Source organism: Eikenella sp. NML120348, from assembly GCF_001648435.1.
Lineage (GTDB): Bacteria > Pseudomonadota > Gammaproteobacteria > Burkholderiales > Neisseriaceae > Eikenella > Eikenella exigua.
Genome location: NZ_LXSP01000004.1, coordinates 111515 through 134110 on the forward strand (window position 1 = coordinate 111515; position 22596 = coordinate 134110).

23 protein-coding genes, 5 tRNA genes and 2 pseudogenes are annotated in these 22596 nt (G+C 52.0%); 14 read left to right on the plus strand and 16 right to left on the minus strand.

Annotation, left to right across the window (positions count from 1 at the left end):
- Positions 1-3: 3 nt before the first annotated feature.
- A complete protein-coding gene (locus tag A7P99_RS10110; RefSeq protein ID WP_153705555.1) occupies positions 4-198 on the minus strand; it encodes a hypothetical protein in 195 nt (64 codons plus the stop codon).
- Here A7P99_RS10110 and A7P99_RS07560 point away from each other — a divergent pair.
- Positions 197-595 carry a hypothetical protein gene (locus A7P99_RS07560; protein ID WP_067448039.1) on the plus strand — a complete coding sequence of 133 codons (399 nt, stop codon included), beginning with the start codon at positions 197-199 and terminating at the stop codon, positions 593-595. The two genes, A7P99_RS10110 and A7P99_RS07560, sit on opposite strands and share 2 nt — an antisense overlap.
- Before the next feature lie 228 nt (positions 596-823).
- Positions 824-2857, plus strand: a complete 2034-nt coding sequence (locus A7P99_RS07565) for a M3 family metallopeptidase (protein WP_156496201.1) — start codon at positions 824-826, stop codon at positions 2855-2857.
- 373 nt (positions 2858-3230) lie between these two features.
- Here the strand turns inward: A7P99_RS07565 and rplI are convergent, their stop codons facing one another.
- From rplI to A7P99_RS07600, 7 genes are all read right to left on the minus strand, one after another.
- Positions 3231-3683: a 50S ribosomal protein L9 gene (gene rplI, locus A7P99_RS07570; protein ID WP_067448035.1), complete on the minus strand. Its 453-nt coding sequence runs from the start codon at positions 3681-3683 to the stop codon at positions 3231-3233.
- Between the two features lie 19 nt (positions 3684-3702).
- Positions 3703-3933: a 30S ribosomal protein S18 gene (gene rpsR, locus A7P99_RS07575; protein WP_067441425.1), complete on the minus strand. Its 231-nt coding sequence runs from the start codon at positions 3931-3933 to the stop codon at positions 3703-3705.
- A 6-nt stretch (positions 3934-3939) separates the two neighbouring features.
- The gene (gene priB, locus A7P99_RS07580) at positions 3940-4236 is read right to left on the minus strand and encodes a primosomal replication protein N (protein WP_067441469.1); all 297 of its coding nucleotides are present in this window, start codon (positions 4234-4236) and stop codon (positions 3940-3942) included.
- Between the two features lie 10 nt (positions 4237-4246).
- Positions 4247-4621, minus strand: coding sequence for a 30S ribosomal protein S6 (gene rpsF, locus A7P99_RS07585; protein WP_067448033.1), 375 nt, complete (start codon positions 4619-4621; stop codon positions 4247-4249).
- 251 nt (positions 4622-4872) lie between these two features.
- Positions 4873-4948 (minus strand) — tRNA-His (locus A7P99_RS07590).
- Between the two features lie 12 nt (positions 4949-4960).
- Positions 4961-5037, minus strand: a tRNA-Arg gene (locus tag A7P99_RS07595).
- Between the two features lie 32 nt (positions 5038-5069).
- Positions 5070-5147: transfer RNA gene (locus tag A7P99_RS07600), tRNA-Pro, on the minus strand.
- A 379-nt stretch (positions 5148-5526) separates the two neighbouring features.
- Between A7P99_RS07600 and folD the strand changes: the two genes are divergently transcribed.
- The gene (folD, locus tag A7P99_RS07605) at positions 5527-6390 is read left to right on the plus strand and encodes a bifunctional methylenetetrahydrofolate dehydrogenase/methenyltetrahydrofolate cyclohydrolase FolD (RefSeq protein WP_067448031.1); all 864 of its coding nucleotides are present in this window, start codon (positions 5527-5529) and stop codon (positions 6388-6390) included.
- Between the two features lie 117 nt (positions 6391-6507).
- On the opposite strand, the gene A7P99_RS07610 is transcribed toward folD, so the two are convergent.
- Positions 6508-6885, minus strand: coding sequence for a hemerythrin domain-containing protein (locus A7P99_RS07610; protein ID WP_067448029.1), 378 nt, complete (start codon positions 6883-6885; stop codon positions 6508-6510).
- Between the two features lie 100 nt (positions 6886-6985).
- Between A7P99_RS07610 and A7P99_RS07615 the strand changes: the two are divergent.
- Positions 6986-7138, plus strand: a pseudogene (locus tag A7P99_RS07615) (hydroxymethylbilane synthase); the annotation flags it as partial.
- A 192-nt stretch (positions 7139-7330) separates the two neighbouring features.
- Positions 7331-7759, plus strand: coding sequence for a tetratricopeptide repeat protein (locus tag A7P99_RS09765; protein ID WP_231866528.1), 429 nt, complete (start codon positions 7331-7333; stop codon positions 7757-7759).
- Positions 7760-8037: 278 nt separating this feature from the next.
- On the opposite strand, the gene lolD is transcribed toward A7P99_RS09765, so the two are convergent.
- The 4 genes from lolD to rpmB all read right to left on the minus strand — a co-directional run bounded on the left by lolD (position 8038) and on the right by rpmB (position 10732).
- Positions 8038-8718: a lipoprotein-releasing ABC transporter ATP-binding protein LolD gene (lolD, locus tag A7P99_RS07625; protein ID WP_067448023.1), complete on the minus strand. Its 681-nt coding sequence runs from the start codon at positions 8716-8718 to the stop codon at positions 8038-8040.
- Complete coding sequence (locus tag A7P99_RS07630) at positions 8711-9961, minus strand: lipoprotein-releasing ABC transporter permease subunit (RefSeq protein WP_067448021.1); 1251 nt, start codon at positions 9959-9961, stop codon at positions 8711-8713. Before A7P99_RS07630 ends, lolD begins: the two co-directional genes overlap by 8 nt.
- A 356-nt stretch (positions 9962-10317) precedes the next feature.
- The gene (gene rpmG / locus A7P99_RS07635; protein WP_003822324.1) at positions 10318-10473 is read right to left on the minus strand and encodes a 50S ribosomal protein L33; all 156 of its coding nucleotides are present in this window, start codon (positions 10471-10473) and stop codon (positions 10318-10320) included.
- Between the two features lie 25 nt (positions 10474-10498).
- Positions 10499-10732, minus strand: a complete 234-nt coding sequence (rpmB, locus tag A7P99_RS07640) for a 50S ribosomal protein L28 (protein WP_035579964.1) — start codon at positions 10730-10732, stop codon at positions 10499-10501.
- A 361-nt stretch (positions 10733-11093) separates the two neighbouring features.
- On the opposite strand from rpmB, the gene A7P99_RS07645 reads away from it, so the two are divergent.
- The 3 genes from A7P99_RS07645 (at position 11094) to A7P99_RS07655 (ending at position 13490) form a co-directional block, all read left to right on the plus strand.
- Positions 11094-11639: an RNA 2'-phosphotransferase gene (locus tag A7P99_RS07645; protein WP_067448019.1), complete on the plus strand. Its 546-nt coding sequence runs from the start codon at positions 11094-11096 to the stop codon at positions 11637-11639.
- A 279-nt stretch (positions 11640-11918) separates the two neighbouring features.
- Entirely contained in the window at positions 11919-12668 is a 750-nt protein-coding gene (locus A7P99_RS07650; RefSeq protein WP_067528600.1) for a GNAT family N-acetyltransferase, read from the plus strand.
- Between the two features lie 21 nt (positions 12669-12689).
- Positions 12690-13490, plus strand: coding sequence for a 1-acyl-sn-glycerol-3-phosphate acyltransferase (locus A7P99_RS07655; RefSeq protein WP_067528602.1), 801 nt, complete (start codon positions 12690-12692; stop codon positions 13488-13490).
- Between the two features lie 277 nt (positions 13491-13767).
- Here the strand turns inward: A7P99_RS07655 and dapE are convergent, their stop codons facing one another.
- A complete protein-coding gene (gene dapE / locus A7P99_RS07660; RefSeq protein WP_067687130.1) occupies positions 13768-14904 on the minus strand; it encodes a succinyl-diaminopimelate desuccinylase in 1137 nt (378 codons plus the stop codon).
- A 268-nt stretch (positions 14905-15172) separates the two neighbouring features.
- Between dapE and A7P99_RS07665 the strand changes: the two genes are divergently transcribed.
- Positions 15173-15249: transfer RNA gene (locus A7P99_RS07665), tRNA-Arg, on the plus strand.
- Between the two features lie 10 nt (positions 15250-15259).
- Positions 15260-15334 (plus strand) — tRNA-Glu (locus A7P99_RS07670).
- 543 nt (positions 15335-15877) lie between these two features.
- Here A7P99_RS07670 and A7P99_RS10705 read toward each other — a convergent pair.
- A pseudogene (locus tag A7P99_RS10705) lies at positions 15878-16846 on the minus strand (recombinase family protein); the annotation flags it as partial.
- A gap of 41 nt (positions 16847-16887) precedes the next feature.
- Here A7P99_RS10705 and A7P99_RS10115 point away from each other — a divergent pair.
- The 4 genes from A7P99_RS10115 to A7P99_RS07690 all read left to right on the plus strand — a co-directional run bounded on the left by A7P99_RS10115 (position 16888) and on the right by A7P99_RS07690 (position 21288).
- A complete protein-coding gene (locus tag A7P99_RS10115; RefSeq protein WP_156499720.1) occupies positions 16888-17886 on the plus strand; it encodes a hypothetical protein in 999 nt (332 codons plus the stop codon).
- Positions 17883-18029 carry a hypothetical protein gene (locus tag A7P99_RS10120; RefSeq protein ID WP_156496202.1) on the plus strand — a complete coding sequence of 49 codons (147 nt, stop codon included), beginning with the start codon at positions 17883-17885 and terminating at the stop codon, positions 18027-18029. The genes A7P99_RS10115 and A7P99_RS10120 overlap by 4 nt, the downstream gene beginning before the upstream one ends.
- Positions 18026-18652, plus strand: a complete 627-nt coding sequence (locus A7P99_RS07685; protein ID WP_197476517.1) for a hypothetical protein — start codon at positions 18026-18028, stop codon at positions 18650-18652. The genes A7P99_RS10120 and A7P99_RS07685 overlap by 4 nt, the downstream gene beginning before the upstream one ends.
- A 239-nt stretch (positions 18653-18891) precedes the next feature.
- Positions 18892-21288, plus strand: a complete 2397-nt coding sequence (locus A7P99_RS07690; protein WP_067448005.1) for a TonB-dependent receptor — start codon at positions 18892-18894, stop codon at positions 21286-21288.
- Positions 21289-21769: 481 nt separating this feature from the next.
- Here the strand turns inward: A7P99_RS07690 and A7P99_RS07695 are convergent, their stop codons facing one another.
- The gene (locus A7P99_RS07695; RefSeq protein ID WP_067528616.1) at positions 21770-21970 is read right to left on the minus strand and encodes a hypothetical protein; all 201 of its coding nucleotides are present in this window, start codon (positions 21968-21970) and stop codon (positions 21770-21772) included.
- Positions 21971-22596: the final 626 nt, after the last annotated feature.

Here is a 22596-nt window from a genome sequence, read left to right on the forward strand (position 1 = left end):
ATATCATAGAAAGGTCGGCAGTTTTTTATCCGTATTCACACCGCAACTGAGGCTACCTGAAAACTTGAGGCTACCTGAAACCGGCACTTTGGCCATAGCCAAAGCCATGATTTTTCCTACCGAGCCGGATACAGTACAAACAGCACCGCAAGGCTGGCTCACGCGGTAGGAAGTGAAATGCGCTTTGGCTATAATCATGCCCACTTTTCAGGTAGCCCCAATCCACACCATGCCTTTTCCCACCACCCTTTCTGCCCTGCTCTTCCAAATGCAAAACCGGCTCGGTATGTATATCAACCCGCCCACGCTTCCCAGCCTGATGAACTTCATCAGCGGCTACACCATGGCCACCCGCTGTCACCATATTGACGAACCCGACACCCTTCGACCCTTCCACGATTTCGTTGCCCAACAACTGGGCTATGCCGAATCCACCGCTGGCTTTGCCAACATGATCCTGGCCTACGTCTGCGGCTTCAGCCCTGCCGATATCGATTGGCCAAATTTCCTATCCCTCCCGATTTCCGCACAGCAGCACGCCCAAGCAGTAGAACTGTTTTACCAGCTGCTAAAAGCCCACCAACTATCCCATTGAGTCATCTGCCCAAGGCTGTATCAGCAAAGGCTACCTGAAACCGCATCGCTAAGCGCAACAGACTCAAACCGCCCTATTCCGCCACAACCGGATGTTCATTTTCAGGTAGCCTCAAGCCGATTCAAACCCAGGCTACCTGAAAACACCAATTAACCCTGCCCCTGCCCTTGTGAAAACCCGCCCCGCCCCTATTTGCCCGTATCATCCCCATCATCAAAAGGACAATCCGTGAATCCCCTGCTCCAACTCGGTGAAGAGCCGCGTTTCGACCAAATCCAAACCGCCCACATCCGCCCTGCACTCGAATCCGCCATCGCCGAAGCCCGGGCCGGCATTGCCGCAGTTAAGGCTCAAAGCAAAGCCACTTGGGGCAACACCGTGGAAAAACTTACCGACATCACCGAGCGCGTCGGCCGCATCTGGGGCGTGGTATCGCACCTCAACTCCGTGGCCGACACCCCCGAGCTGCGCACCGTATATAACGAGCTGATGCCGGAAATCACCGTGTTCTTTACCGAAATCGGCCAAGACATCGAGCTTTACCAACGCTTCAAAACCATCAAAAGCTCCCCCGAATTCGCCGCCTTAAGCCCGGCGCAGCAAACCAAGCTCAACCACGACCTGCGCGATTTCGTGCTCAGCGGCGCCGAGCTGCCGCCCGAAAAACAGGCCGAATTCGCTGCCCTGCAAACCGAAGGCGCACAACTAGCCGCCAAATTCTCGCAAAACGTGCTTGATGCCACCGATGCCTTCGCCCTCTATTTCGACAATGCCGAGCCGCTCTCCGGGCTACCTGAAGACGCCATGGCCATGTTTGCTGCCGCCGCGCAGGCCGAAGGCAAAAGCGGCTACAAAATCGGCCTGCAAATGCCACACTACCTCGCCGTGATGCAATACGCCGACAACCGCGAACTGCGCGAAGAGGTATACCGTGCCTACGTTACCCGCGCCAGCGAGCTTTCCAATGAAGGCCGGTTCGACAACAGCCCCAACATTACCCGCCGCCTGGAAATCACCCTACAAGAAGCCAAGCTGCTGGGCTATGCCAACTTCGCCGAGCTCTCGCTGGCCACCAAAATGGCCGATTCTCCCGCGCAAGTGCTGGACTTCCTGCGCGATTTGGCCAAACGCGCCAAACCATTCGCCGAACAAGACTTTGCCGCCGTGCAGGCCTTCGCCCGCGACACCCTCGCCATTGAAAACCCGCAGCCCTGGGATTTGGCCTACGCCTCCGAAAAACTGCGTCAGGCCAAATATTCGTTCAGCGAAACCGAAGTGAAAAAATACTTCCCCGTGGACAAAGTGCTCCTCGGCCTATTCGCCCAAATCAAACTGCTCTACGGCGTGGATTTCACCGAAAAAACCGTGCCTGTGTGGCACCCCGACGTGCGCTATTTCGAGCTCTCGCAAAACGGCGCGCACATCGGCGGCGTGTTTATGGATTTGTACGCCCGCGAAGGTAAACGCGGCGGCGCGTGGATGAACGACTATAAAGGCCGCCGCCTCCTGCCCAACGGCCAGCTGCAAAGCCCCACCGCCTATCTGGTATGCAACTTCACCCCGCCCGCAGCAGGCAAAGAAGCCCGCCTCTCCCACGATGAAATCCTCACCCTTTTCCACGAAACCGGCCACGGCCTGCACCATCTGCTCACCCAAGTGGACGAGCTGGGCGTGAGCGGCATCAACGGCGTGGAATGGGATGCTGTGGAGCTGCCCAGCCAGTTTATGGAAAACTTCGTGTGGGAATACGATGTGCTGCGCGGCATGTCTGAACACGAAGACAACGGCGCACCACTGCCGCAGGAATTGTTCGACAAAATGCTCGCCGCCAAAAACTTCCAACGCGGCATGTTCCTCGTGCGTCAGATGGAATTCGCCTTGTTCGACATGCTGATTTACAGCGAAACCAATCCCAACCGTCTTTCCGGCTGGGCTCAAGTGTTGGACAGCGTGCGCCGCGAAGTGGCCGTGGTGCAACCGCCCGCCTACAACCGTTTCGCCAACAGCTTCGGCCACATCTTCGCCGGCGGCTACTCGGCCGGCTACTACAGCTATGCCTGGGCTGAAGTGCTCAGCGCTGATGCCTACGCCGCATTTGAAGAAAGCGGCGATGTGGCCGAATGCGGCCGCCGCTTCTGGCAGGAAATCCTCGCCGTGGGCGGCTCGCGCAGCGCCGCCGAATCCTTCCAAGCCTTCCGCGGCCGCGCCCCCAGCATCGACGCCCTACTCCGGCACAGCGGCTTCGATTTGAACGGTGCCTAAACCGCAGAGTAAAGAAAAGGCTACCTGAAAACGAAGCGCAGCACATTTTTCTACGAAACTAAAATTTTCAGGTAGCCCTTCTACTGAATAAATTATAGTCATGCCAAACAGGAAAGAGACAAAGCTGCAGTCCCAGACAGCACGGGAATACCGCAAAGTGAACCAACATCGGATGAAGAAATAAGTATTTAGCTATATTTCGCCATCTTATCTACCCATACTGTTTATGCCGCGTGGCCTTTTACTTTTATGAAAATAATTGCTTTAGCCACATTAAAAAACGTATTTATCCCTTATACAGTAAAAACAATAAAATAAAGGCTACCTGAAATATTCAGGTAGCCTTTTTGATGTTGCAGATAACAGCGTGGACTTATTCTGTGGCCGGCACAACAACCACGGTAATATTGGCTACAGCATCAGCATGCAGGGCAATTTCGACTTCGTATTCACCAACTACTTTGAAAGGGCCGTTGGGCAGACGTACGTTGGCTTTAACAGCTTCCACACCAAATGCACGGATAGCTTCGACAATGTCGGCGTTAGTTACAGAACCGAACAAGCGTCCGTCCACGCCAGCCTTTTGGGCGATAGTGATAGATTGGCCTTCCAGTTTAGCCTGACGAGCCTGTGCATCAGCCAGGATTGCAGCCTGACGAGCCTCGAGTTCGGCACGGCGAGCCTCGAAGTCGGCCAGTGCAGCTTCGGTAGCACGTTTGGCTTTACCTTGCGGAATCAGGAAGTTGCGGGCATAGCCATTCTTTACGGTTACCACATCACCCAGATTGCCCAAGCCGCCAATTTTTTCTAACAGAATGATTTGCATAATATAAATTCTCCGTTAATTATTTGTGTTGGTCGGTGTACGGCAGCAGAGCCAGGAAACGGGCACGTTTTACGGCCACAGACAGCTGGCGCTGATAATGGGCTTTGGTACAGGTAATGCGGGCAGGAATGATTTTACCGTTCTCGGAAATGAAATCTTTCAGCAAATCAACTGATTTGTAATCTACTTGTTTGATGCCTTCTGCGGTAAAGCGGCAGAATTTTCTACGTTTAAATGTTTGACGAGCCATCTCAATTCAACCTTTATTTTCAATAATTGTCTGTATATGCAATATGGGGCGACGGTATTTTTGGCTGTAAGCCGCAAGAAATCCGGATATATCCACCATACTGCCTGCTTTGTATTGCCAGAATTTTGCCTGTTTGCCGATTAATTTCGCCTGGAGTTCAAACCGGGCGAGATAATGTTCGCCTGCTTCTGTTTGCCACGATTCATGCTCTAAAACCAATCCCAATACGGCTATGCCGGCCGGGGTGTAGCGCAAGGCATCGACATCCTTGATGCGGGCGGTAAGGCTTACAGTATTGTTCAAAATCTCACTCTTAGGCTTTGGTGGCAACTTCTTCCTGAGGCTGGCCATTCAGCAGGTTTTTGGATTTTTCTTCCTTCATCATGGGAGAAGCTTCGGTAACAGCTTCGTCCATTTTGATGGTCAGGTGGCGCAATACGGCGTCGTTGAAGCGGAAACCGGTTTCCAGCTCTTCGATGGCAGCCGGGGTGCACTCGATGTTCATCAGCACGTAGTGTGCTTTGTGCAGCTTGTTGATGGGGTAGGCCAACTGGCGGCGACCCCAGTCTTCCAAGCGGTGAATGTGGCCGCCGGTTTCGGTAATCAGGGCTTTGTAACGTTCAACCATGGCAGGTACTTGCTCGCTCTGGTCGGGATGAACGATAAATACAATCTCGTAATGACGCATGTTCTCTCCTTATGGCTAAATACAGCCCGCCGTCATGCGGAAACAGCGGGCAAGGGTGGAAAGCGTGGCATTATATCGGTAAAGTATAGCGTAAGCAAGTATTTGCTGGGGGTAGCAGAATAATCGTGGCTTAGTGTGTGTACAATATTTGCACAATCAACACAGGCTACCTGAAAAAGAGGATTTAGTGGGGTGAAATAAGCTTGGGATACAAAGAAAACCCGCATGCTTCAGCATACGGGTTTTCAATTTGGGGTGGCTGATGGGGCTCGAACCCACGACAACCGGAATCACAATCCGGGGCTCTACCAACTGAGCTACAGCCACCATAAAACTTTATGGCGCGCCCGACAGGAATCGAACCTGTAACCGCCCGCTTAGAAGGCGGGTGCTCTATCCGGTTGAGCTACGGGCGCTATCCTGTCGTTCACAATTTCTCAGAGAACTTTGGTCGGGGCGGTGGGATTCGAACTCACGACCCTCTGCTCCCAAAGCAGATGCGCTAACCAGACTGCGCTACGCCCCGATAAGAAATAAGGATTTTACCCACGCTGCTTTTGTTTTGTCAAGCAGGTGATTCAAAATTAAATGTCGCCTTGCTTTCATGGATAACATTTCATGTTAAATAACAATTTATTAATAGAATATCTAATTCACAACACCAGTACGTATATGCACAGTAAACTCACACGGGCAAGATTTCCAGCAGCCCAAAAGAGTTATTAGCAACATGCTATAATCGCCACGTCGACAATCGTTGAAACCTTAACAATTGCTGACTGCAGCGCATAGTGCTGCATGGATTATCTTTATTTTTTATCAATAGATTGCTACTTCTATTCGTGGCAGCCATTCAGCCAATCCATTTTACTTCCCCACCCACCCCGACAGAAAAGGAACAGTCCATGACAGCCCAGATTCTCGATGGTAAAGCCGTTGCCAACGAACGTCTGCTGAAACTTGCCGACAAAGTGGCCGAGCGCTGCAAACAAGGCTTGCGCCCCCCGTGTTTGGCTGTTTTGCTGATTGGTAGTGACCCTGCCAGTGTAGTGTATGTGCACAACAAAAAAATTGCCTGTGAAAAGGCTAATTTCGATTCCCGTTCCTACGAGCTGCCCGCTTCCACTACCGAAGAAGAACTGCTTCAGCTGATTGACGAACTCAATACCGCCCCCACCGTGGACGGCATTTTGGTGCAGCTACCCTTGCCGGCACACATTAACAGCCAGTCGGTTATCGAGCGCATCCAGCCGGATAAAGACGTGGATGGCCTCCACCCCTACAACATCGGCCGGCTGGCCATGAAAATGCCGCTGATGCGCCCTTGCACACCCAAAGGAGTGATGACCCTGCTAGAAACTTACGGCGTGGAGCTGCGCGGCAAAAAAGTGGTAATCGTGGGCGCATCCAATATTGTTGGCCGCCCGCAGGCGCTGGAAATGCTGTTGGCTGGTGCCACTGTTACCGTATGCCACCGCTTTACTGTAAACTTGGAGCATGAGGTTTCTAAAGCCGACGTAGTGGTAGTGGGCACGGGCAAAGCCAGGCTGATTCAGGGCAGCTGGATTAAACCTGGCGCCGTGGTGGTGGATGTGGGCATCAACCGGCTAGAAGACGGCAAACTCTGTGGTGATGTGGATTTTGAAGCCGCCAAAGAGCGTGCCTCCATGATTACTCCCGTTCCCGGCGGCGTAGGTCCGATGACTATCGCCATCCTGCTGGAAAACACCTACTATGCCGCTACGCTGCACGACAAGCCGACAGCCTAAGGCGTACTTGTATGTAAAGAGCAAACTGCTATATCGGCAGTTTGCTCTTGTTTTTCTATATGATATAGCCACTCAAAAGGCTACCTGAAACCCTACTGGGCAAGCCACACAATATTTTCAGGTAGCCTCTCCCTCTTCACCCAAGATTTCCTGAAACGCCTGAAATAGTTCGCGCTCTTCAAAACGCGCATGGCCGCGCAGGATTTCGGCAAAAGTCTTCATCCAACCGGGATTGTCGAACTGAGGCGCGGCCAGCATTTGGCGCAACAGCACATGTTCGTCCTCAAAACGCCGTTGCATGGCCGGCTGTGCCAATTTATCCCACCACGGCGCAAACAGCGCTTCCTCTTCGGCAAAATGCGCCAGCAAATCATCTTTCTGCTTGGCAAAATCGGCACGATGGTCGGCGGCAGGGTCGCGCAAGATGCGGGCACACATGGCCAGCGAATGGTGGTGGTCTTGCGACAGCGGAATCAACAGGGGATGGCGTTTCATTTTTCAGGTAGCCTGAAGTGGTCGAACGATGGCCAGATTATATAGTGGGCAGCGCAAAACGCCCACAAACACGCCGCCGTTTCATGATAGACTGCCCGCCGTTTGCCATTCCGACGGCTCCGTCATCCTGCGTGAAGAGGCCCAAGCTCTGCGCGAATACGCCGATGCTCTCGGCCGTGCCGTAGCCAAAAAACTGGCCGACAACGGCGCTCAAGAGCTCATCGCCGCCGTGTTGGCCGAGCAGGCTACTTAAAAAAAGTAGGAACAAAACTGAACGGCATCAGGGCAGTATTCAGTAAAATCAAAACGAATGCCCTCCAAACGTCTCAGGTAGCCTGTGCTTGAGACTACCTGAAAACACCTCTAAAGGAAAATCATAAACCCCAAATCCCTCTACCGCGCCACCCTGCTCGAATACCTCCATTGCGCCTCTTTCTCCGCCGACCTGGCCGAAGCCAGCACCGCCTGCCGCACCTACCGCAAACTCGCCAAAAAAGGCTGCCCCGACAACTGGTTCGTCCTCGGCCGCGCCCGCCAATACGGCTACGGCGTCAAGCCAAACCTTGCCAAAGCTGAAAAGCACTACCACCGCGCTGCCAACTACGGCCATGCCGAAGCACAGGAAGCCATCGGCTACCTATACGAAAAAGGCCTCGGCCTGCCACAAAACCACGCCAAAGCCCGCAAATGGTACGCCCGCGCCGCCTTGCAGGTTAATGCCGCCGCCTGTAACAACCTCGGTTTTAACAACGGCAAAGGCGCGTGCCCTGCAGCAAAAAACTGGCGGAGAAATAGTACAAACTCGCCGCCCACGCGGGTAGCATCCTTGCATTATCCAACCTCGGTGTCCTGTATGAAGATGCAGGCCATCTGAAAAAAGCTATCCGCTACTACCGCTGCGCTGCGGCAGCAGATGATAAATATGCTACCAAACAATTGAAACGGTTGGATAAGTAAATCACCTCTGTTTTCAGGTACCCCGATACCATCTGAAATAAATGGCTACCTGAAATGCTATCGGGGCAGGGTGATTTATGCCTTCATTTTCGGAAATGGGCAAAGGCTACCTGAAAATTGCCAAACTCTTTCTAGTTTGAGCTTTCAGGTAGCCTTTGTTATGCGCTAGGCGGCTTGGATAGTTGTTGGATAGATTCAAGCCCGCAAACTGCCGTCGTCCATAGTGAGCACGCGGTCGAAGCGTTTGGCCAGTTGCTCGTCGTGGGTAACTACAATGAGAGCGGTACCCAGCTCATGTTTGAGCTCCAGCATCATTTCCAATGCATGGATAGCGTTTTTGCGGTCGAGGTTGCCGGTGGGCTCGTCAGCCAGCAGGCAGTCGGGCTTGGTTACCAGGGCGCGGGCGATGGCGGCACGTTGACGTTCGCCGCCGGAGAGTTCGCCGGGGCGGTGGGTCATACGGCTGCCAAGGCCGACTTTTTCTAAAATTTCGGCAGCGGCCGTCTGCGCTTCGGCCCGGCTCTTGCGTGCCACCAAAAGCGGCATCATCACGTTTTCCAGCGCGGAAAACTCGGGCAGCAGGTGGTGGAATTGGTAAACGAAGCCCAAATGCCGGTTGCGCAGCTGGCCGATAGCCACCTGGGAGAGGCTGTTTAGGCCCTGACCTTGGATTTTCACTTCGCCGCTGGTGGGTTTATCCAGCCCGCCGAGAATGTGCAGCAGGGTGGATTTGCCGCTGCCGGAGGCGCCGATGATGCCGATGCCTTCGCCTGAGGCTACCTGAAAATCGATATTGCGCAGCACTTCTACTTTGAGGCTGCCGTCGTCGTAGGTTTTGCCTACGTTTTGGCATTGGATAACGGCTTCTTTATTCATAGCGCAAGGCCTCTGCGGGTTGGGTTTTGGATGCGCGCCAGCTGGGCAGCATGGTGGCCACGAAGGAGAGGCCGAGGGAAATAGCAATAATCGCTAGCACATCAGACAGCTTTACTTGCGAAGGCATATAGTCGATGAAATAGATGGCGGAAGTAACCAGCTTGCGACCGGCCATCTGCTCGATGGCAGAAACGATAACGCCCACATTCAGCGCCACAGTCACGCCCAGCACCACGCCGATGGCGGTGCCAACCACGCCCAAGAGCGTACCCTGCACCAAGAAAATCTTCATGATGCCGCGCGGGGGCAGGCCGAGGGTGCGCAAAATGGCGATGGCAGCCTGCTTTTCGGTTACAGTCATAATGAGGGTGGAAATCAGATTGATGGAGGCGACAAGGCTGATGAAGAACATGATGACAAACATCATCTTCTTCTCCACTTCCACGGCTTGGAAGTAGTCGCGGTTTTGGTAGGTCCAGTCGAAAGCGGCGATACGGTTGCGCTGCTCGGCGGGCACAATAGTGGCGGTCACGTCGGGTGCGGTTTCCGGCTGCGAAAGGCGCAGCTGAATGCTAACATCGCCATCCCCGGCACGATACAGGGTTTTGGCGTCTTCAATATGGATAATAGACAAGCTGTTATCCACAGCGAAAATGCCGGTGGAAACAGTGGAAGCCACGGTGAATTGCTTCATGCGCGGCACCATGCCTACCGGTGTAACGTTGCCTTCAGGCGAAATCAGAGTAACTTTTTCGCCCGGCTGCACGCCTAAGCGATCAGCAATATCTTTGCCCAAAATCATTTCAAACTGGCCAGGTTTGAGCTGCTGATACAGCTCATTGGGCAGCTTTTCGCCGTATTCTGACACTTTTGGTTCTTCAGCCGGGTCGATCCCCTTTACCTGCACGCCCTGCACCTCACCGGAATTAGCCAACAGCGCCTGCCCACTCACGTAGGGCGCCACACCCAGCACACGTGGGTTGACTTGAGCGATTTTGGCCAAGCCTTGCCAAGTGTCACCCGGATCAGCTTGTAGATAGCTCATCTGCATATGCGGGGTAACTTGCAGCAGCTGGCCGCGAATTTCTTTTTGAAAACCGTTCATTACGGAAAGCACCACAATCAGCGCGGTTACGCCGGTGGCAATGCCGAAAATCGAGATGATGCTGATAACAGACATCAGCCCGTTGCGTTTTTTGGCGCGCATGTAGCGCAGGCCGATCCAAGTTTCTAAGGAAAGCATAGTGGAATGGGCTCCGCAGTCTGCCGAAGCAGGCTGCAATCATGGGATTGGCAGGGTTTCAGGTAGCCTTTATCTGGCTAAAAATCACTTCATGCAGCATCAGTTCGCTTCATTTGCAAAATATGCTTCAGCAGTGTATTTGATATGGCGGCAAGGCACACGATATGCAAACTTGGTCAAGCATTAGATTTGCAAAAAGCGGCGCATAGTATACAGGCTCTTTGCCCGGCAGGGCATTGGTATTACGCGCATTTGCCCTATTTAACGGCAGATGCGCCCTTAGTGCGGCAGATATAGAAAACTGCATTCTCTGCCAAGCAGAAAATGCAGTCTGAGTAGAAAGTGTGGCTGAAAGATTATTTCAGCTTGGTTTCTTTGTAAACCACGTGCTTGCGGGCAACCGGATCGAATTTTTTGATTTCGAATTTGCCGGGGGTAGTCCGCTTGTTTTTGGTGGTGGTGTAGAAATGGCCGGTGCCGGCGCTGGATTCCAGCTTGATTTTATCGCGCATGACTCTAATTCCTTAAATAATGTGATTAGGCTTCGCCGCGTGCGCGCAGATCAGCCAGAACGGCATCAATGCCAACTTTGTCAATCAAACGCAAAGCCGCGTTGGAAACGCGCAGGCGCACCCAGCGGTTTTCGCTCTCAACCCAAAAACGGCGCGATTGCAGGTTCGGCAAAAAACGGCGCTTGGTTTTGTTGTTGGCGTGCGATACGTTGTTACCGGACATCGGCCGCTTCCCGGTTACTTTGCAAACTCGTGCCATGGTTAATTCTCCAAACTTCAAAAAAATATTAGATAGAAACGAAACTTGCTTTATACCATAGAAAGCATTTTCGGTTCAAGTTCTATCGCGATGAACTTGGCGGATGTGCTGCTGGATACAACATTTTGTGGGTAGGGTGCCTACAACGGTGTGCTGGATAGGTTTTTGTATTTAACATGCTGTTTTAACAAGTTTATTTATTTAATGATTTTATTTTCAGGTAGCCTTAATTGCTAGGAACAAGTGCTGCATCAGGCCGGTATGGTTTGATGAATGTGGTAGGGCTCATTTAATATTTTTCGTTTTTTAATCCCAGCGCGATATCAAAATACAGCCAAACACCAGATTTAAAGGCAATACAATGGACAAATCAAACGCCGGCGTGAGCAAATTCCTCAGTTATATCCTGCGCCATCATCCCGAAGCCATCGGTTTGACGCTAGATGGCGAAGGCTGGGCAGATGTGGGTGAACTATTAACTCAGGCAGCTGCGCACGGGCGCAACATCAGCCTGCCGCTATTGCATGAAGTGGTGGCTACCAATAATAAAAAACGGTTTACGCTGTCTGCCGATGGCCGCAAAATCCGTGCCGAGCAAGGGCATTCCACTGCACAGGTGGATATTGCCCACACCGAAACCGAGCCGCCGGAAATCCTGTATCACGGCACGGCGCAGCGTTTTGCCGAAGCTATTGAAGAGCAAGGCTTGTTGCCGGGCAGCCGGCATTATGTGCACCTGTCGGGCGATGTGGAGACGGCTGTGTCGGTAGGTGGCCGCCACGGCAAGCCGTTGGTATTGGAAGTGCAGGCCGGGCTGATGCGGCGGCAGGGTTTTGTGTTTTATTTAACAGCCAATAAAGTATGGCTAATTAAGGAAGTGCCGCCACGGTTTTTACGGCGAATGTAAGAGGCTACCTGAAAGATTTATACTACTTAGGCAGGCTTTCAGGTAGCCTGTTTAGCTATGGATTAACAGGGCTACCTGAAGGCACAAACTTTAACCTAGAGCAAACATTTGGCCGACGATATTCTTGAATAATCTAAGGCGTGCCATTTCGCTGTCGAGTAAAACCTTTGTTAAAATCCGCCATTTCCGCCGCACGGGCAAACAATCTACTTGCCACTTGCGCCTTGTGGCTTTACAGTTCGGCCTGTGCGAAATGCACGTTTCTCAGGAGAAACACCCATGCAACAGACAAAAGACCAAGAATGGCTGCTGGTGGACGGCGGCAATCTTGAGGTGAGTGTGACCCGCGAAGCTGATGCCGTGGAAGAAGCGCAACGTCTGCGTTTCGACATCTTCGGCCGCGAGATGGGCGCCGGTATACACGGTGAAGACGGCCGCGATATCGACCGTTATGATGAATTCTGCCGCCACCTGATCGTGCGCGACAAAACCAGCGGCCGCATCATCGGCACCTACCGCTTGATCACCGAAGAAGCTGCCCAAGCCGCCGGCGGCTGGTATTCCGATTCGGAATTCGACCTCTCCCGCATTCGCCATATCCTGCCCAAAACCGTGGAGCTGGGGCGCGCCTGCGTACATAAAGACTACCGTACCGGCGGCACGATTTCACTGCTGTGGATGGGTTTGATCAGTTTCATGCAAGCACATGGTCTGGAATACATGATCGGCTGTGGCAGCGTGCATGTAGATGACGGCGGGCATTATGCTGCCAGCCTGTTTAACCAGCTCAAACAGACCCATTACTCGCCCGAGGAATACCGCGTGTTCCCGAAAGTACCGCTGCCGCTGAATGAACTGCGGCAGGATTTGGAGGTGGAAGCACCGCCTCTGATGAAAGGCTACCTGCGCGCCGGCGTGTGGATTTGCGGCGAACCGCATTGGGATAAGGATTTCGGTAGTGCCGATATGCTGGTGATGATGCCGATGGCCAATATCCATCCGCGTTACGCCAAACATTTTGTTAAATAAATCAGAAGACAAGGTTAGCTGATGCGTAGGCTCAGACTGATTGTCAGGCTATTTGGGGTGGCTGCCATTTTGTTGTGGGGCTGCTTTCAGGTAGCCTTGTTTTTCGGCCGTGAAGATAAGGCCAAACGCCAATGGCGGATTCAATGCTGGTCGCGCCAGTGCATGAAAGTGTTCGGTACCAAGCTGACCGTGCACGGAGCGGAACGTTTTTTCGCCGAAGGTGGCCAGTTTATGGTGGGCAACCACATCTCCTGGCTGGATATTTTCCTCATCAACTCCGTGCAGGCCGTGCGCTTTGTGGCCAAGCAGGAAGTGCGCGACTGGCCGGTAATCGGCTGGCTGGTGGCGCGGGTGGACACGGTTTTTATTAAACGCGGCAACCGCCAATCATCGCAGCAGGTGATGGATGTGCTGTTGCAGATTTTGGCAGAAAAGGATTATGCGGTGGTATTCCCCGAAGGAACAAGCACCGACGGGCGGGGCATCAAGCCGTTTAAGAGCGGGCTGTTTGATACCGCCATCATCGGCAAATATCCAGTGTGGCCGGTGTTGGTGTACTACCCGAATGAAGATGGCAGCCCGAACACGGATGTGGCCTATTGCGGTGAAACCAGCCTTTGGCAGTCGTTCTGCCGCATCCTTCCGCAACGGCGCAGCGAAGGTGTGCTGTATTTTCTGGAACCGATCTCGCCGGAAGGCAAAACACGACAAGACCTATGTGCCGCCGCCCAAGCACAAATTGCGGCCAAACTAGCCGAACTGCGCGGGCTGCCGCCGGAGAGCGTGGTGGAAGAAAAGGGGGCTGTGTTCGAGCGGACTTAATCCGCTGTGATGATTATTGAGCCGTCCCATTTGTTGGGGCGGCTTTTGTTTGGCCTGATAACTTGATTTCAGTGTATTGGATTTTCAGGTAGCCTCCAACCAAAAATCGGCAGCTATAGCTGAAATAATGATCTCTTCACACCAATAAAGCGAAGAGCAGACAGTAAGTAGTACGGCAAGGCAAGCCAACGCAGTAGGAAGCTAAGTTTCAGGTAGCCTGTGGGCAGAGCAGGCTACTTGAAATTTTGTGGCATTCAATTTGAAATATCCAACAGGCCTAACCAAGCAGTAGGCGGCACAGGATGTTTTCGTAGACGGCGGATAGGCGGGGGATGGCGGCAAGCTCGATGTGCTCGTCGATCTGGTGAATGCTTTCATTCACCGGGCCGAGCTCGATGAGCTCGCGGGCAATGGCTTTAATAAAGCGGCCGTCCGATGTGCCGCCGCTGGTGGAGAACACAGCTTTAATGCCGCACTCTTCGGCAATGGCGGCTTGGGTGGCTTGGGTGAGGCGGCCGGTTTCGGTTAGGAAGGGTTGGCCGGAGAGCTGCCATTGGAGGCTGTAGTGTAGACGGTGTCTATCCAAGATGGCTTCCACGCGGCGTTGCAGGCTTTCGGCATCGGATTCGGTGGAGAAACGGAAGTTTAACTGAACGGATAGCTCGCCAGGGATAACGTTGGTGGTGCCGGTGCCGGCGTGGATATTGGAAATTTGGAAGCCGGTGGGCGGGAAGTAGGCGTTGCCGTTGTCCCAATGCTCGGCAGTGAGCTCGGCTAGAGCGGGAGCGGCCAGATGAATGGGATTGGCGGCGAGGTGGGGGTAGGCGATGTGTCCTTGTTTGCCGTGGATGGTGAGGCTACCTGAAAGCGAGCCGCGTCGGCCATTTTTGATGGTATCGCCCAGGATGTGTTCCGCGGTAGGCTCACCGATGATGCAGTAGTCGATATGCTCACCACGTTGGTGCAGGGTTTCAACCACGCGCACGGTGCCTTCTTTGCCGTCGCCCTCTTCGTCTGAAGTAATTAGCAGGGAGAGACTACCTGAAAATTGTGGATGCTGTGCAATAAAGCGCTCGCAGGCAGTAATGAAACAGGCGATGCTGGTTTTCATGTCGGCTGAGCCGCGCCCGTAGAGTTTGCCGTTGCGTTCGGTGGGCTGGAACGGCGGAGATGCCCATGCTCCAACGGAGCCGGGCGAAACAACGTCAGTATGGCCAGCAAAGCACAATAGCGGCATACCGCTGCCGCGCCGCGCCCATAAGTTTTGTGTGTGGCCAAAGGGCATGTGTTCAATAGAAAAACCAATGGCGCGTAAACGTTCGGCAATTATCTCTTGACAGCCGTGGTCATCCGGGGTGATGGAGGCCCGGGCAATAAGCTGTTTGGCCAGCCAGAGGGAAGAAGTTTCGGTCATGAGGAGCAGAATTGGGTAGATGGTGATGAAGCTGGGTTATAGCGAGTTTGGTTGGATTTGCCAAGTTATAGGTAGTCTGCAAGCTAGGGAAAGCTACCTGGAAACCAAGCTGTACAGTTTAAAAGTATTTGATAAAAAGGGCTTATATAACATTTATTTTTACTGATGAATGAAACAGCTAGACAATATTGTGCATGAATAGGGAATATTTTCGGCGAAATAGCTTGACTTGGAAATTAATCCTAAATATAATTCAGAACTTCACAGCGCACCCGTAGCTCAGTTGGATAGAGTATCTGGCTACGAACCAGAGGGTCGGGCGTTCGAATCGCTCCGGGTGCGCCATAATTTATCCGCGCCCATCGTCTAGCGGTTAGGACATCGCCCTTTCACGGCGGTAACGGGGGTTCGATTCCCCCTGGGCGTGCCAACTTTCCGTACTATGAACCCCTATGGAATCATTGATAATTCGTTCCGGGTTGTAGTGTATAACCACTTCAGTGGGATTTATATCAATTTTTCCGATAAAGCTCTGCAATAAAATGCGGAGCTTTTTTTCATTTGCAGTATTCAGGAGGATAGTTTTCAGCGTGCGTAATGCGCTGTCGACATCAATCTCCGGGATTGCATCGACATCGGGCGCGCCAGCCAGCTTGTCGAGTTCGATGAGCAGGGTTTGTTCCCGTTCATCATAACCGGCCACGCGCTCAAGTAGGGAGCGGCTGTCTGAACCGGACAGCCCTGATTCCACCAGTTCGAATAGGGTATTGCGCCGGCGGCGTAGTTCGGTGAGCTCTTGCTGCAGTAGTTTGTGCTGCTCGGCATTATTGGTACGTTTTTCGACGTATTTCCGATAAGCCTCACCAATAAAATCGCTGACCACCTCTTGGGTAAGCAGTTTGTCGACCACAATATTTAGCAGGTAGTCATCCAGCTTTTCGGCCGATATGCGGCGCGATATGCAATTGCAACCTTTCTTGAAGCCGCTGCAGTTGTAGTAATTGTAGCGGCGTTTGGTTTTGCTGGTAGCGGTTTCAATGCTCATGGCCTTGCCGCAGTGACCGCACCGCAGCAAACCGGTGAATAGGAAACGGCTGGAAGGGCTGCCGGTTTGCTTATAATCCGGCCGGTAGCGTTTTTGTACGGCTTCGAAATCTTTTTCCGAAACCAACGGCTCGTGGGTTTGCCGAATAATCCACTCTTCCGGCGGGTTGGGTTTGTTGCCGCTGCGTTTGTTATACACGGTCTGCCCGATGTAGACACGGTTTTTCAGCATATGCGACAGACTGGCGGCCTGCCATTCGGCCCCGCGCCGGGTATGACCGCGCCCAGTAAAGCTGCGGGCGATGGCAACGGCGCCCTCCCCTGCCGCAAAACGGCGGAAGGCTTCCTGCACCAGTGGTTTTTCGGCATCGTTCGGTACCAGTTTACGGCGTTTGCCCTGGCTGGTTATTTGATAGCCGAACGGTGCGCGCCCGCCGTTAAACCAGCCTTCTTCCGCATTTTTCAACATGGCGCGGCGGGTGTCGCGACTGATTTGGCGCGATACCTGCTCATCCATAATCTCCATAATCGAATCGGTGAACCAGCCCTCGTCGGTGTCGCTATCGATATTCATCGATGCATATACCAGGCGGGTGCCGCTTTCACGCAGCAGCAGTTTGTAGCGGGCGGCATCCAACTTATTACGGGCGAAACGGGAGGTGGACCAGACGATGAAGTAGTCCACATCGTTTACCGCACAATAATGAATCGCGCGTTGAAATGCCTGCCTCTTCACAGCCGAAGTACCGGTAATACCCTCATCGCGGAATATCTGCAGCACACCGGCACCGAGCTCTTGGGCTTTCTTTTTGCATTGATCTGTCTGGGCATCGATTGAAATGCCCTCGTCGGCTTGGCGGGCGGTACTGACCCGCACATAGATGATTGCTCGTTTCATGATTTCCCTTCCTGTGTAGGGTGGATTTTACTGCCTATCCTGTGCCAAAAATACCCCTGTTTTGTTCTTGTCTTTGGTCGTTTAATGCCCGTATGGCCGACCATTCTTCCCAATCCCTCGATACCGTTGTTTTCCGTTGCACCGCCTGCAAGCACACTTTTGAGTGTGCCCCGCAGACGGTGCGGGATGCACCTGAATGCGAGTGGCATCCGTTTGCCTATCAGGCAGCCTGCCCGAAATGCGGGGAGACCTGCGCCCAGGCGGCCTGGCACCGCAACCTAATGAAGGGTTGGGCAAATGCCACCGGTCCGAAGACGGCGGAAGGCAAGGCGGCGGTGCGTAAGAATCTGGAAGGCCACCCGACGCCGGAGGAAACACGAAGGACCCGCTTCAATGCGCTCAAGCACGGCATGAATGCCCGCACCGCCACCTATTTCCCGGCCAAGCCGGACGGCTACTCGGCCTGCCGCACCTGCACTGTGGATCGCGAATACTGCCGAAGCCAGCCGGCCTGCGTAAAGCAGACGCAGCTGTTTATGCTGCACCACGCCGCGTTCGAGCAGCGCGACCCACGGTATTTGACCGAGATTTATGTCGATATGCAGGCGGCCATTACCGCTATCGTCCAGCAGATACTGCAGACGATTGTGGCGGACGGGGTGGTTTTGCGCGCACCGGCATGGAAGGTGGATCAGGAAGGCAATGTAGTGATCGGCGAATACCTCGACCGGGCCAGCGGCGAGATGAAGGTGATTTACGAAGTCCACTCCCATCCGCTGATTCGCAGCCTGCAGGATTTCTTGAGTAAAAACGGTCTGTCGTTGGCCGATATGGGTATGACACCGAAAGTCATCGAGCAGGAAGAGCAGGCGTTGGGCCACCTGAAACAGGATGCCGCCACCCAGCAGTCGCTTTTGGAATTCTCCGAGCGCAGTGCCAAAGCGTTGGAAAATTTATCGGTACTGGCACAACGCGCCAACCAACGGCTACAACAAGATCCGGTGTTGATTGAATACCGGCAGCAGAACGGGGATAAATGATGCTGCCAGCTGACTACTGTGCCGACTGCGGCGCCAAATTGGACAGGCACGAGCAGTTGCAATATTTGGACGTGTGCCGCGACTGCCATGAGGAATGGGCGGCCTATTTGGCGCAGTTGGCTCCACAGGAGGAGGCTGCATGACGACCGCCGCCCAACGCATCCAAATACAGCATAGTGCCGAGCAGGAAATCATGCGCTATGCCCGACCCGACCCGGTTACCGGCATCAGGCCGCATGCCCTGTGGCACAAGCATGTGCACAACGTCGGTCTCGACCCGATGCAGGTGTTGAAGATGCAGGAGATGGACGACCACCGCAATACGGTGGATTTCTCCTGCCGCCGCACCGGTAAAACTGCAGTGAAAGAAATGTACTGCCTGGAATATTTGGCTACCACCCCTTTCCAAGAAGAAGGGATTGTGGCGCCGCGCTTACAGCAGAGCCAAACCAACCTGATGTATCACATCGATGCCATCCGCCGCAGTCCGATTTTGAGTGGTTGGATCGGCTATAAATCCGGGCGGCGACAGATTGCCGATACCCGTTACCAGTTCCACAACGGCAGTAAGGCCGTCTGCTACGGCATCATGAGCCAAATTGACGGTGACGGCCTGAGTATCGGTTCGCTGGAAGAAATCGACGACATGCCGGCCGACCGGCTGTTTTCCCGCTTCCTGCCTATGCTGGGTTCGGCTCGGCGTCTGGGGGTGGATAGTTCGGTGAATTTCTACCCGCAAAACCGCCAACACCACCGGCACGATTGATGAAACCACTACCGCCAGCTGGCAGCTATTCGGACGCCGTGCAAAAAATATGCAGGACTGGTAAAAGTAGCCGACAACCAGTGCAACGACCTGCCCAAATGGCCGGCGTATGGGTAAGTAATAGCTGCATCATAGTGCCCGGCATCTGCATCACTACCTATTTTAAGATCTCAGTAGAGCTGTTTTATTAAATCATGTTACACTATGTTATAGAATAACATAGTGTAACTGGTGTAGCTATGAAGTTTTTTGTTTTTCTGTCAGTAGGTTTAGTTGTTTTTAATACTTACCCAACAACAGTTTGGGCTGAAGATGCAGTAGAGTTATCGGAGATTCATATCACGGGACGTAAAACCCCGCAATCGGGTGCCCGTTTGGATAGCGGTAGCAAGAGCGTGCTTTATAACTCAGATCTGCAATCTGTTCGAGCAATATCCTTGGGGCAGACGGTAGAAAAAATCAGTGGTGTTCACAACAACAGCTTCGGCCCCAATAACGGTTTGCCGCAAATCCGCAGCTTGACCGGATCGAGGGTATACCTGATGCAAAATGGTTTGGGTATATCGGATATGGCCGGTATCAGCGGCAATCTGCCCAGTGCGGTTGAGCCTTTCCTAGCTGATAAGATAACTGTACAGAAATCTTCTGCTGCCGTGTTGTATGGAGGGCATGCTGTTGGAGGGGCGGTTCAAGTGGAAACTGGGCAGATTCCCCAACAACTGCCGGAGAAAAATTTTGGCGGCAAGGGGGAAATCAGCGGGGGATACAATACTCCGACCACGCAGTTATTCAACCTTACCGGCAAAAGCGGGCAGATTGCCTGGCATATCGACGGGATGAATAACAAGATTTCATCCTACCGCGTACCGGGAGACAGTAAGGCTGCGATATGCCACAATCGGGCAGAAATCAATACCAATTATCCGCTGACTCTCTTGTGTCAAGTTTCGAGGAATTACGAGTATTTCTTCAATCAGGGGTTCTATAAATATGTAGATCGGAATTATCTACTCAGAGGTAAAGACTACTTAGACCAATACGAATTGGATATTTCCGATGTTTACCGTCGGGATAAGCCTTCTTACGGCAATTGGGTGGAAAATCCCGGATATGATCCATCTGTTACCGAAGGCAAAGGCAGACGGTTGAGAAGTATTGAAGATGTAACACCTAATGAACACGGCAAAATGGCCAATAGCCATATGCACCAACAATCTGTATCGGCCGGTGTCAGCTATATCGGTGCAGATGGATATATTGGGTTGGGGGTCAGCCGTTATCTGAACCGCTACGGGGTACCGGGCTATGCCTCCTTATCCACGCGAGCTGGTAGGAAGAATGCATTGTCACCAGTTAATATAGAAAGCAGCCAAGCCCGTTGGCTACTGGATGGGATGTATCGTTCGCAACAACCCTGGTTGGATAACGTCAGGTTTTCTTTTGCGCATATTGATGCGACAAACCGTGAGTTGCTCGGCAACCAATTTGCCGACAGCCTGAATAGCCAAAGCAACCAAGGAAGACTAGAGATAAATTACCGACCTATCCAATGGTGGCAGGGAGTGTTAGGCGGGGATTGGACACAACGCCGCACTAACGGTGAGGGGGTTGATCGTTATCTGCCGGACACAAAAACGACCGAATATGCGGTGTTTGCGTTGCAGAAGTTTAATTGGGGAAATTGGTCAACTGATATCGGTGCGCGGCATGGACGCACCCGTCAGCAAGCCATATTGGGCAATTACCAGCCTGGGCGCGGCTTAAATGAAGGTTATATCAAACAACATAATAATAAAATGTTTGAATTGAACAGCTATCAGGCAGCTTTAAAGTGGCAGCCTGCTGAAGGTTGGGAAACCGGTATCCGCTACAGCCGTTCGCAACGGGCGCCGGAAGTAAACGAGCTGTTTGCCAGTAACCGACACTACGCCATTTTAACCAATGAGCACGGCGATCCGCGTTTGCAGCCTGAAACGGCCAATACATGGGAATTCAGCCAACAAATTAGTTGGAGAAATAGCCGACTGAAGGTTAATTATTACCAAACCCGTTTCCAGGACTATATCTACTTGGGACAAACTGGCACAGATAAAGGGGATGGGCTGCCTTATAAAGAATGGCGGCAGGGAGATACCCGGATTAAAGGGATGGAATTAGAAGCATCCCATCATTTTCATTTAGATCGTTATGGTACTTTAGAAGCAAAAGTATTTGTAGATTGGGTAAAAAATAGTCCGGTTTTTACCGGTAAAAATGATTCCAATAGTTCTTCATGGGATGAATATGTGCGCCGTAAAAATGATGGTGATTATATGCCCGGACTACCAGCATCACGATACGGAGCAAGTTTAGTTTGGAGTAAAGGAAACTGGATGCTCAGCAGCAGTTTGACTCACTATTTACCACAAAAACATTTAGGGCGCGTCATCAACGAAGAAATCAGTTTGGGTGGGTATACTATTTGGGATATGTACCTGAATTACTCCCATCAATTGGGACAGTCCGCTCAAATGGAATGGTTTTTGGATGCCCGAAATCTGAGTAATACCGAAGCACGTCCGCATAACTCCACCTTGAAGTATTTGGCTCCGTTGCCGGGCAGATCGGTACGAACGGGAGTGCGGGTTTCTTTCTAACTAAGTATCCCATTATCTAAAATGACGGATTTACAGTAGTGTAAATCCGTCATTTTTTAATACCAATTGAATTGCCTACCAACAAACATAACAGCCAGCTTGTCTACCTACCCTGTAGGTGTTGATCAAAATGGAAGGGCAATGAGTTTGAATTCCCTGATATTAAGACCACATAAGCAGAAGCTGTTGGATATTTCTGGCCGTCATCTCATGCCCATCTCTGCCTAGAAGAGGAAACAAGCTGGGCCAACAGCCTGAGCACTATTCCATCAATGCTTTATGTTCCGGTTTCCCATCGTTAATAAGCAACAGAGTATCAAATACTTTTTTATTGAGCAGTTCGCTGATTTTCTAACTGTATTCCAACATCTAAAAACATCACAGTAATCGCGTAACTCCAGCCCGTAGGTTTGCGAGCAGATCAAACTCAAAAACCTGCAGGCTACCTGAAATTCCAAGAACTCCACCGGCTCCAAATTTTTCACCTCACCCACTCCCACATAAACGTGAACAGAATTTCACGCTTGCCCTTGGGCAGTTTATCAAACAGGCACAAAAACTCGCGCTGCTCTTCGGTATAGTTGTTGTATTCGGGCAAGGCTTCGACCAGCACCTCTCGCACTGGCTCATACATGATGCCGGTCATTTCTCCTTTGCCGGTGGCCAGCCATTCGAAGTTCACTTCCAATGCCTGAGCGATGCACGACAAGAACATGACGAGCTGAAAAGTATCGACCGCAGCCAGTCAGATGGAGACTATGTGTTGTTTGTTACCACCAATATTTGAGGAGGAATCGACATATTGTGATACTGCACAAAAGCAATGATAGGGGTAGGAATAACGAGAATAGCCAAGCAAGCTACCAAGAATTTGGGCGAGCAAATTCACCCTTCACAGATTTACAAGATTGTTGCCAGAAGCGAGAGCTAGGCTGAACACGAAAGATTTTTGGTAGTAGGATATGCATCCGTTGAGTTCATAGTATAGAAAGTACAGCGTGCCAAGACTTCAAGAGTTCAGTTAATTTTGGGTTTTAGAATAACAAAAAATAATGACTTTAGAACTTAACTTTGGAAGCCAAGTTAAGTTCTTTTTATTTATGTTTTGTGTATTATAGCTGCTACAATTATTTGTTATTGCTTTATCGGAGTTACTGAAACTGATACAAGATGGCTAATCACAAACAATACAGGAATACAACAAGGTAAGCCAACATAGTAGGAAGTAAAGTGCTTTGGCAATAACCAATACATTACAACCCTTTTTGTTCAACCGCAATTAAAGGCTACCTGAAATTTTCAGGTAGC

Coding starts and splice junctions, on each gene's coding strand:
- A7P99_RS07645 (WP_067448019.1), top strand. CDS start 11,094: ATGGACAAATCAAACGCCGGCGTGAGCAAATTCCTCAGTTATATCCTG.
- lolD (WP_067448023.1), bottom strand. CDS start 8,718: ATGAATAAAGAAGCCGTTATCCAATGCCAAAACGTAGGCAAAACCTAC.
- A7P99_RS10120 (WP_156496202.1), top strand. CDS start 17,883: ATGATGCTGCCAGCTGACTACTGTGCCGACTGCGGCGCCAAATTGGAC.
- rpsR (WP_067441425.1), bottom strand. CDS start 3,933: ATGGCTCGTCAAACATTTAAACGTAGAAAATTCTGCCGCTTTACCGCA.
- A7P99_RS07610 (WP_067448029.1), bottom strand. CDS start 6,885: ATGAAACGCCATCCCCTGTTGATTCCGCTGTCGCAAGACCACCACCAT.
- dapE (WP_067687130.1), bottom strand. CDS start 14,904: ATGACCGAAACTTCTTCCCTCTGGCTGGCCAAACAGCTTATTGCCCGG.
- rpmB (WP_035579964.1), bottom strand. CDS start 10,732: ATGGCACGAGTTTGCAAAGTAACCGGGAAGCGGCCGATGTCCGGTAAC.
- A7P99_RS07630 (WP_067448021.1), bottom strand. CDS start 9,961: ATGCTTTCCTTAGAAACTTGGATCGGCCTGCGCTACATGCGCGCCAAA.
- rplI (WP_067448035.1), bottom strand. CDS start 3,683: ATGCAAATCATTCTGTTAGAAAAAATTGGCGGCTTGGGCAATCTGGGT.
- rpsF (WP_067448033.1), bottom strand. CDS start 4,621: ATGCGTCATTACGAGATTGTATTTATCGTTCATCCCGACCAGAGCGAG.
- A7P99_RS07560 (WP_067448039.1), top strand. CDS start 197: ATGCCCACTTTTCAGGTAGCCCCAATCCACACCATGCCTTTTCCCACC.
- folD (WP_067448031.1), top strand. CDS start 5,527: ATGACAGCCCAGATTCTCGATGGTAAAGCCGTTGCCAACGAACGTCTG.
- A7P99_RS07685 (WP_197476517.1), top strand. CDS start 18,026: ATGACGACCGCCGCCCAACGCATCCAAATACAGCATAGTGCCGAGCAG.
- A7P99_RS07655 (WP_067528602.1), top strand. CDS start 12,690: ATGCGTAGGCTCAGACTGATTGTCAGGCTATTTGGGGTGGCTGCCATT.
- rpmG (WP_003822324.1), bottom strand. CDS start 10,473: ATGCGCGATAAAATCAAGCTGGAATCCAGCGCCGGCACCGGCCATTTC.
- A7P99_RS10110 (WP_153705555.1), bottom strand. CDS start 198: ATGATTATAGCCAAAGCGCATTTCACTTCCTACCGCGTGAGCCAGCCT.
- A7P99_RS07690 (WP_067448005.1), top strand. CDS start 18,892: ATGAAGTTTTTTGTTTTTCTGTCAGTAGGTTTAGTTGTTTTTAATACT.
- A7P99_RS07650 (WP_067528600.1), top strand. CDS start 11,919: ATGCAACAGACAAAAGACCAAGAATGGCTGCTGGTGGACGGCGGCAAT.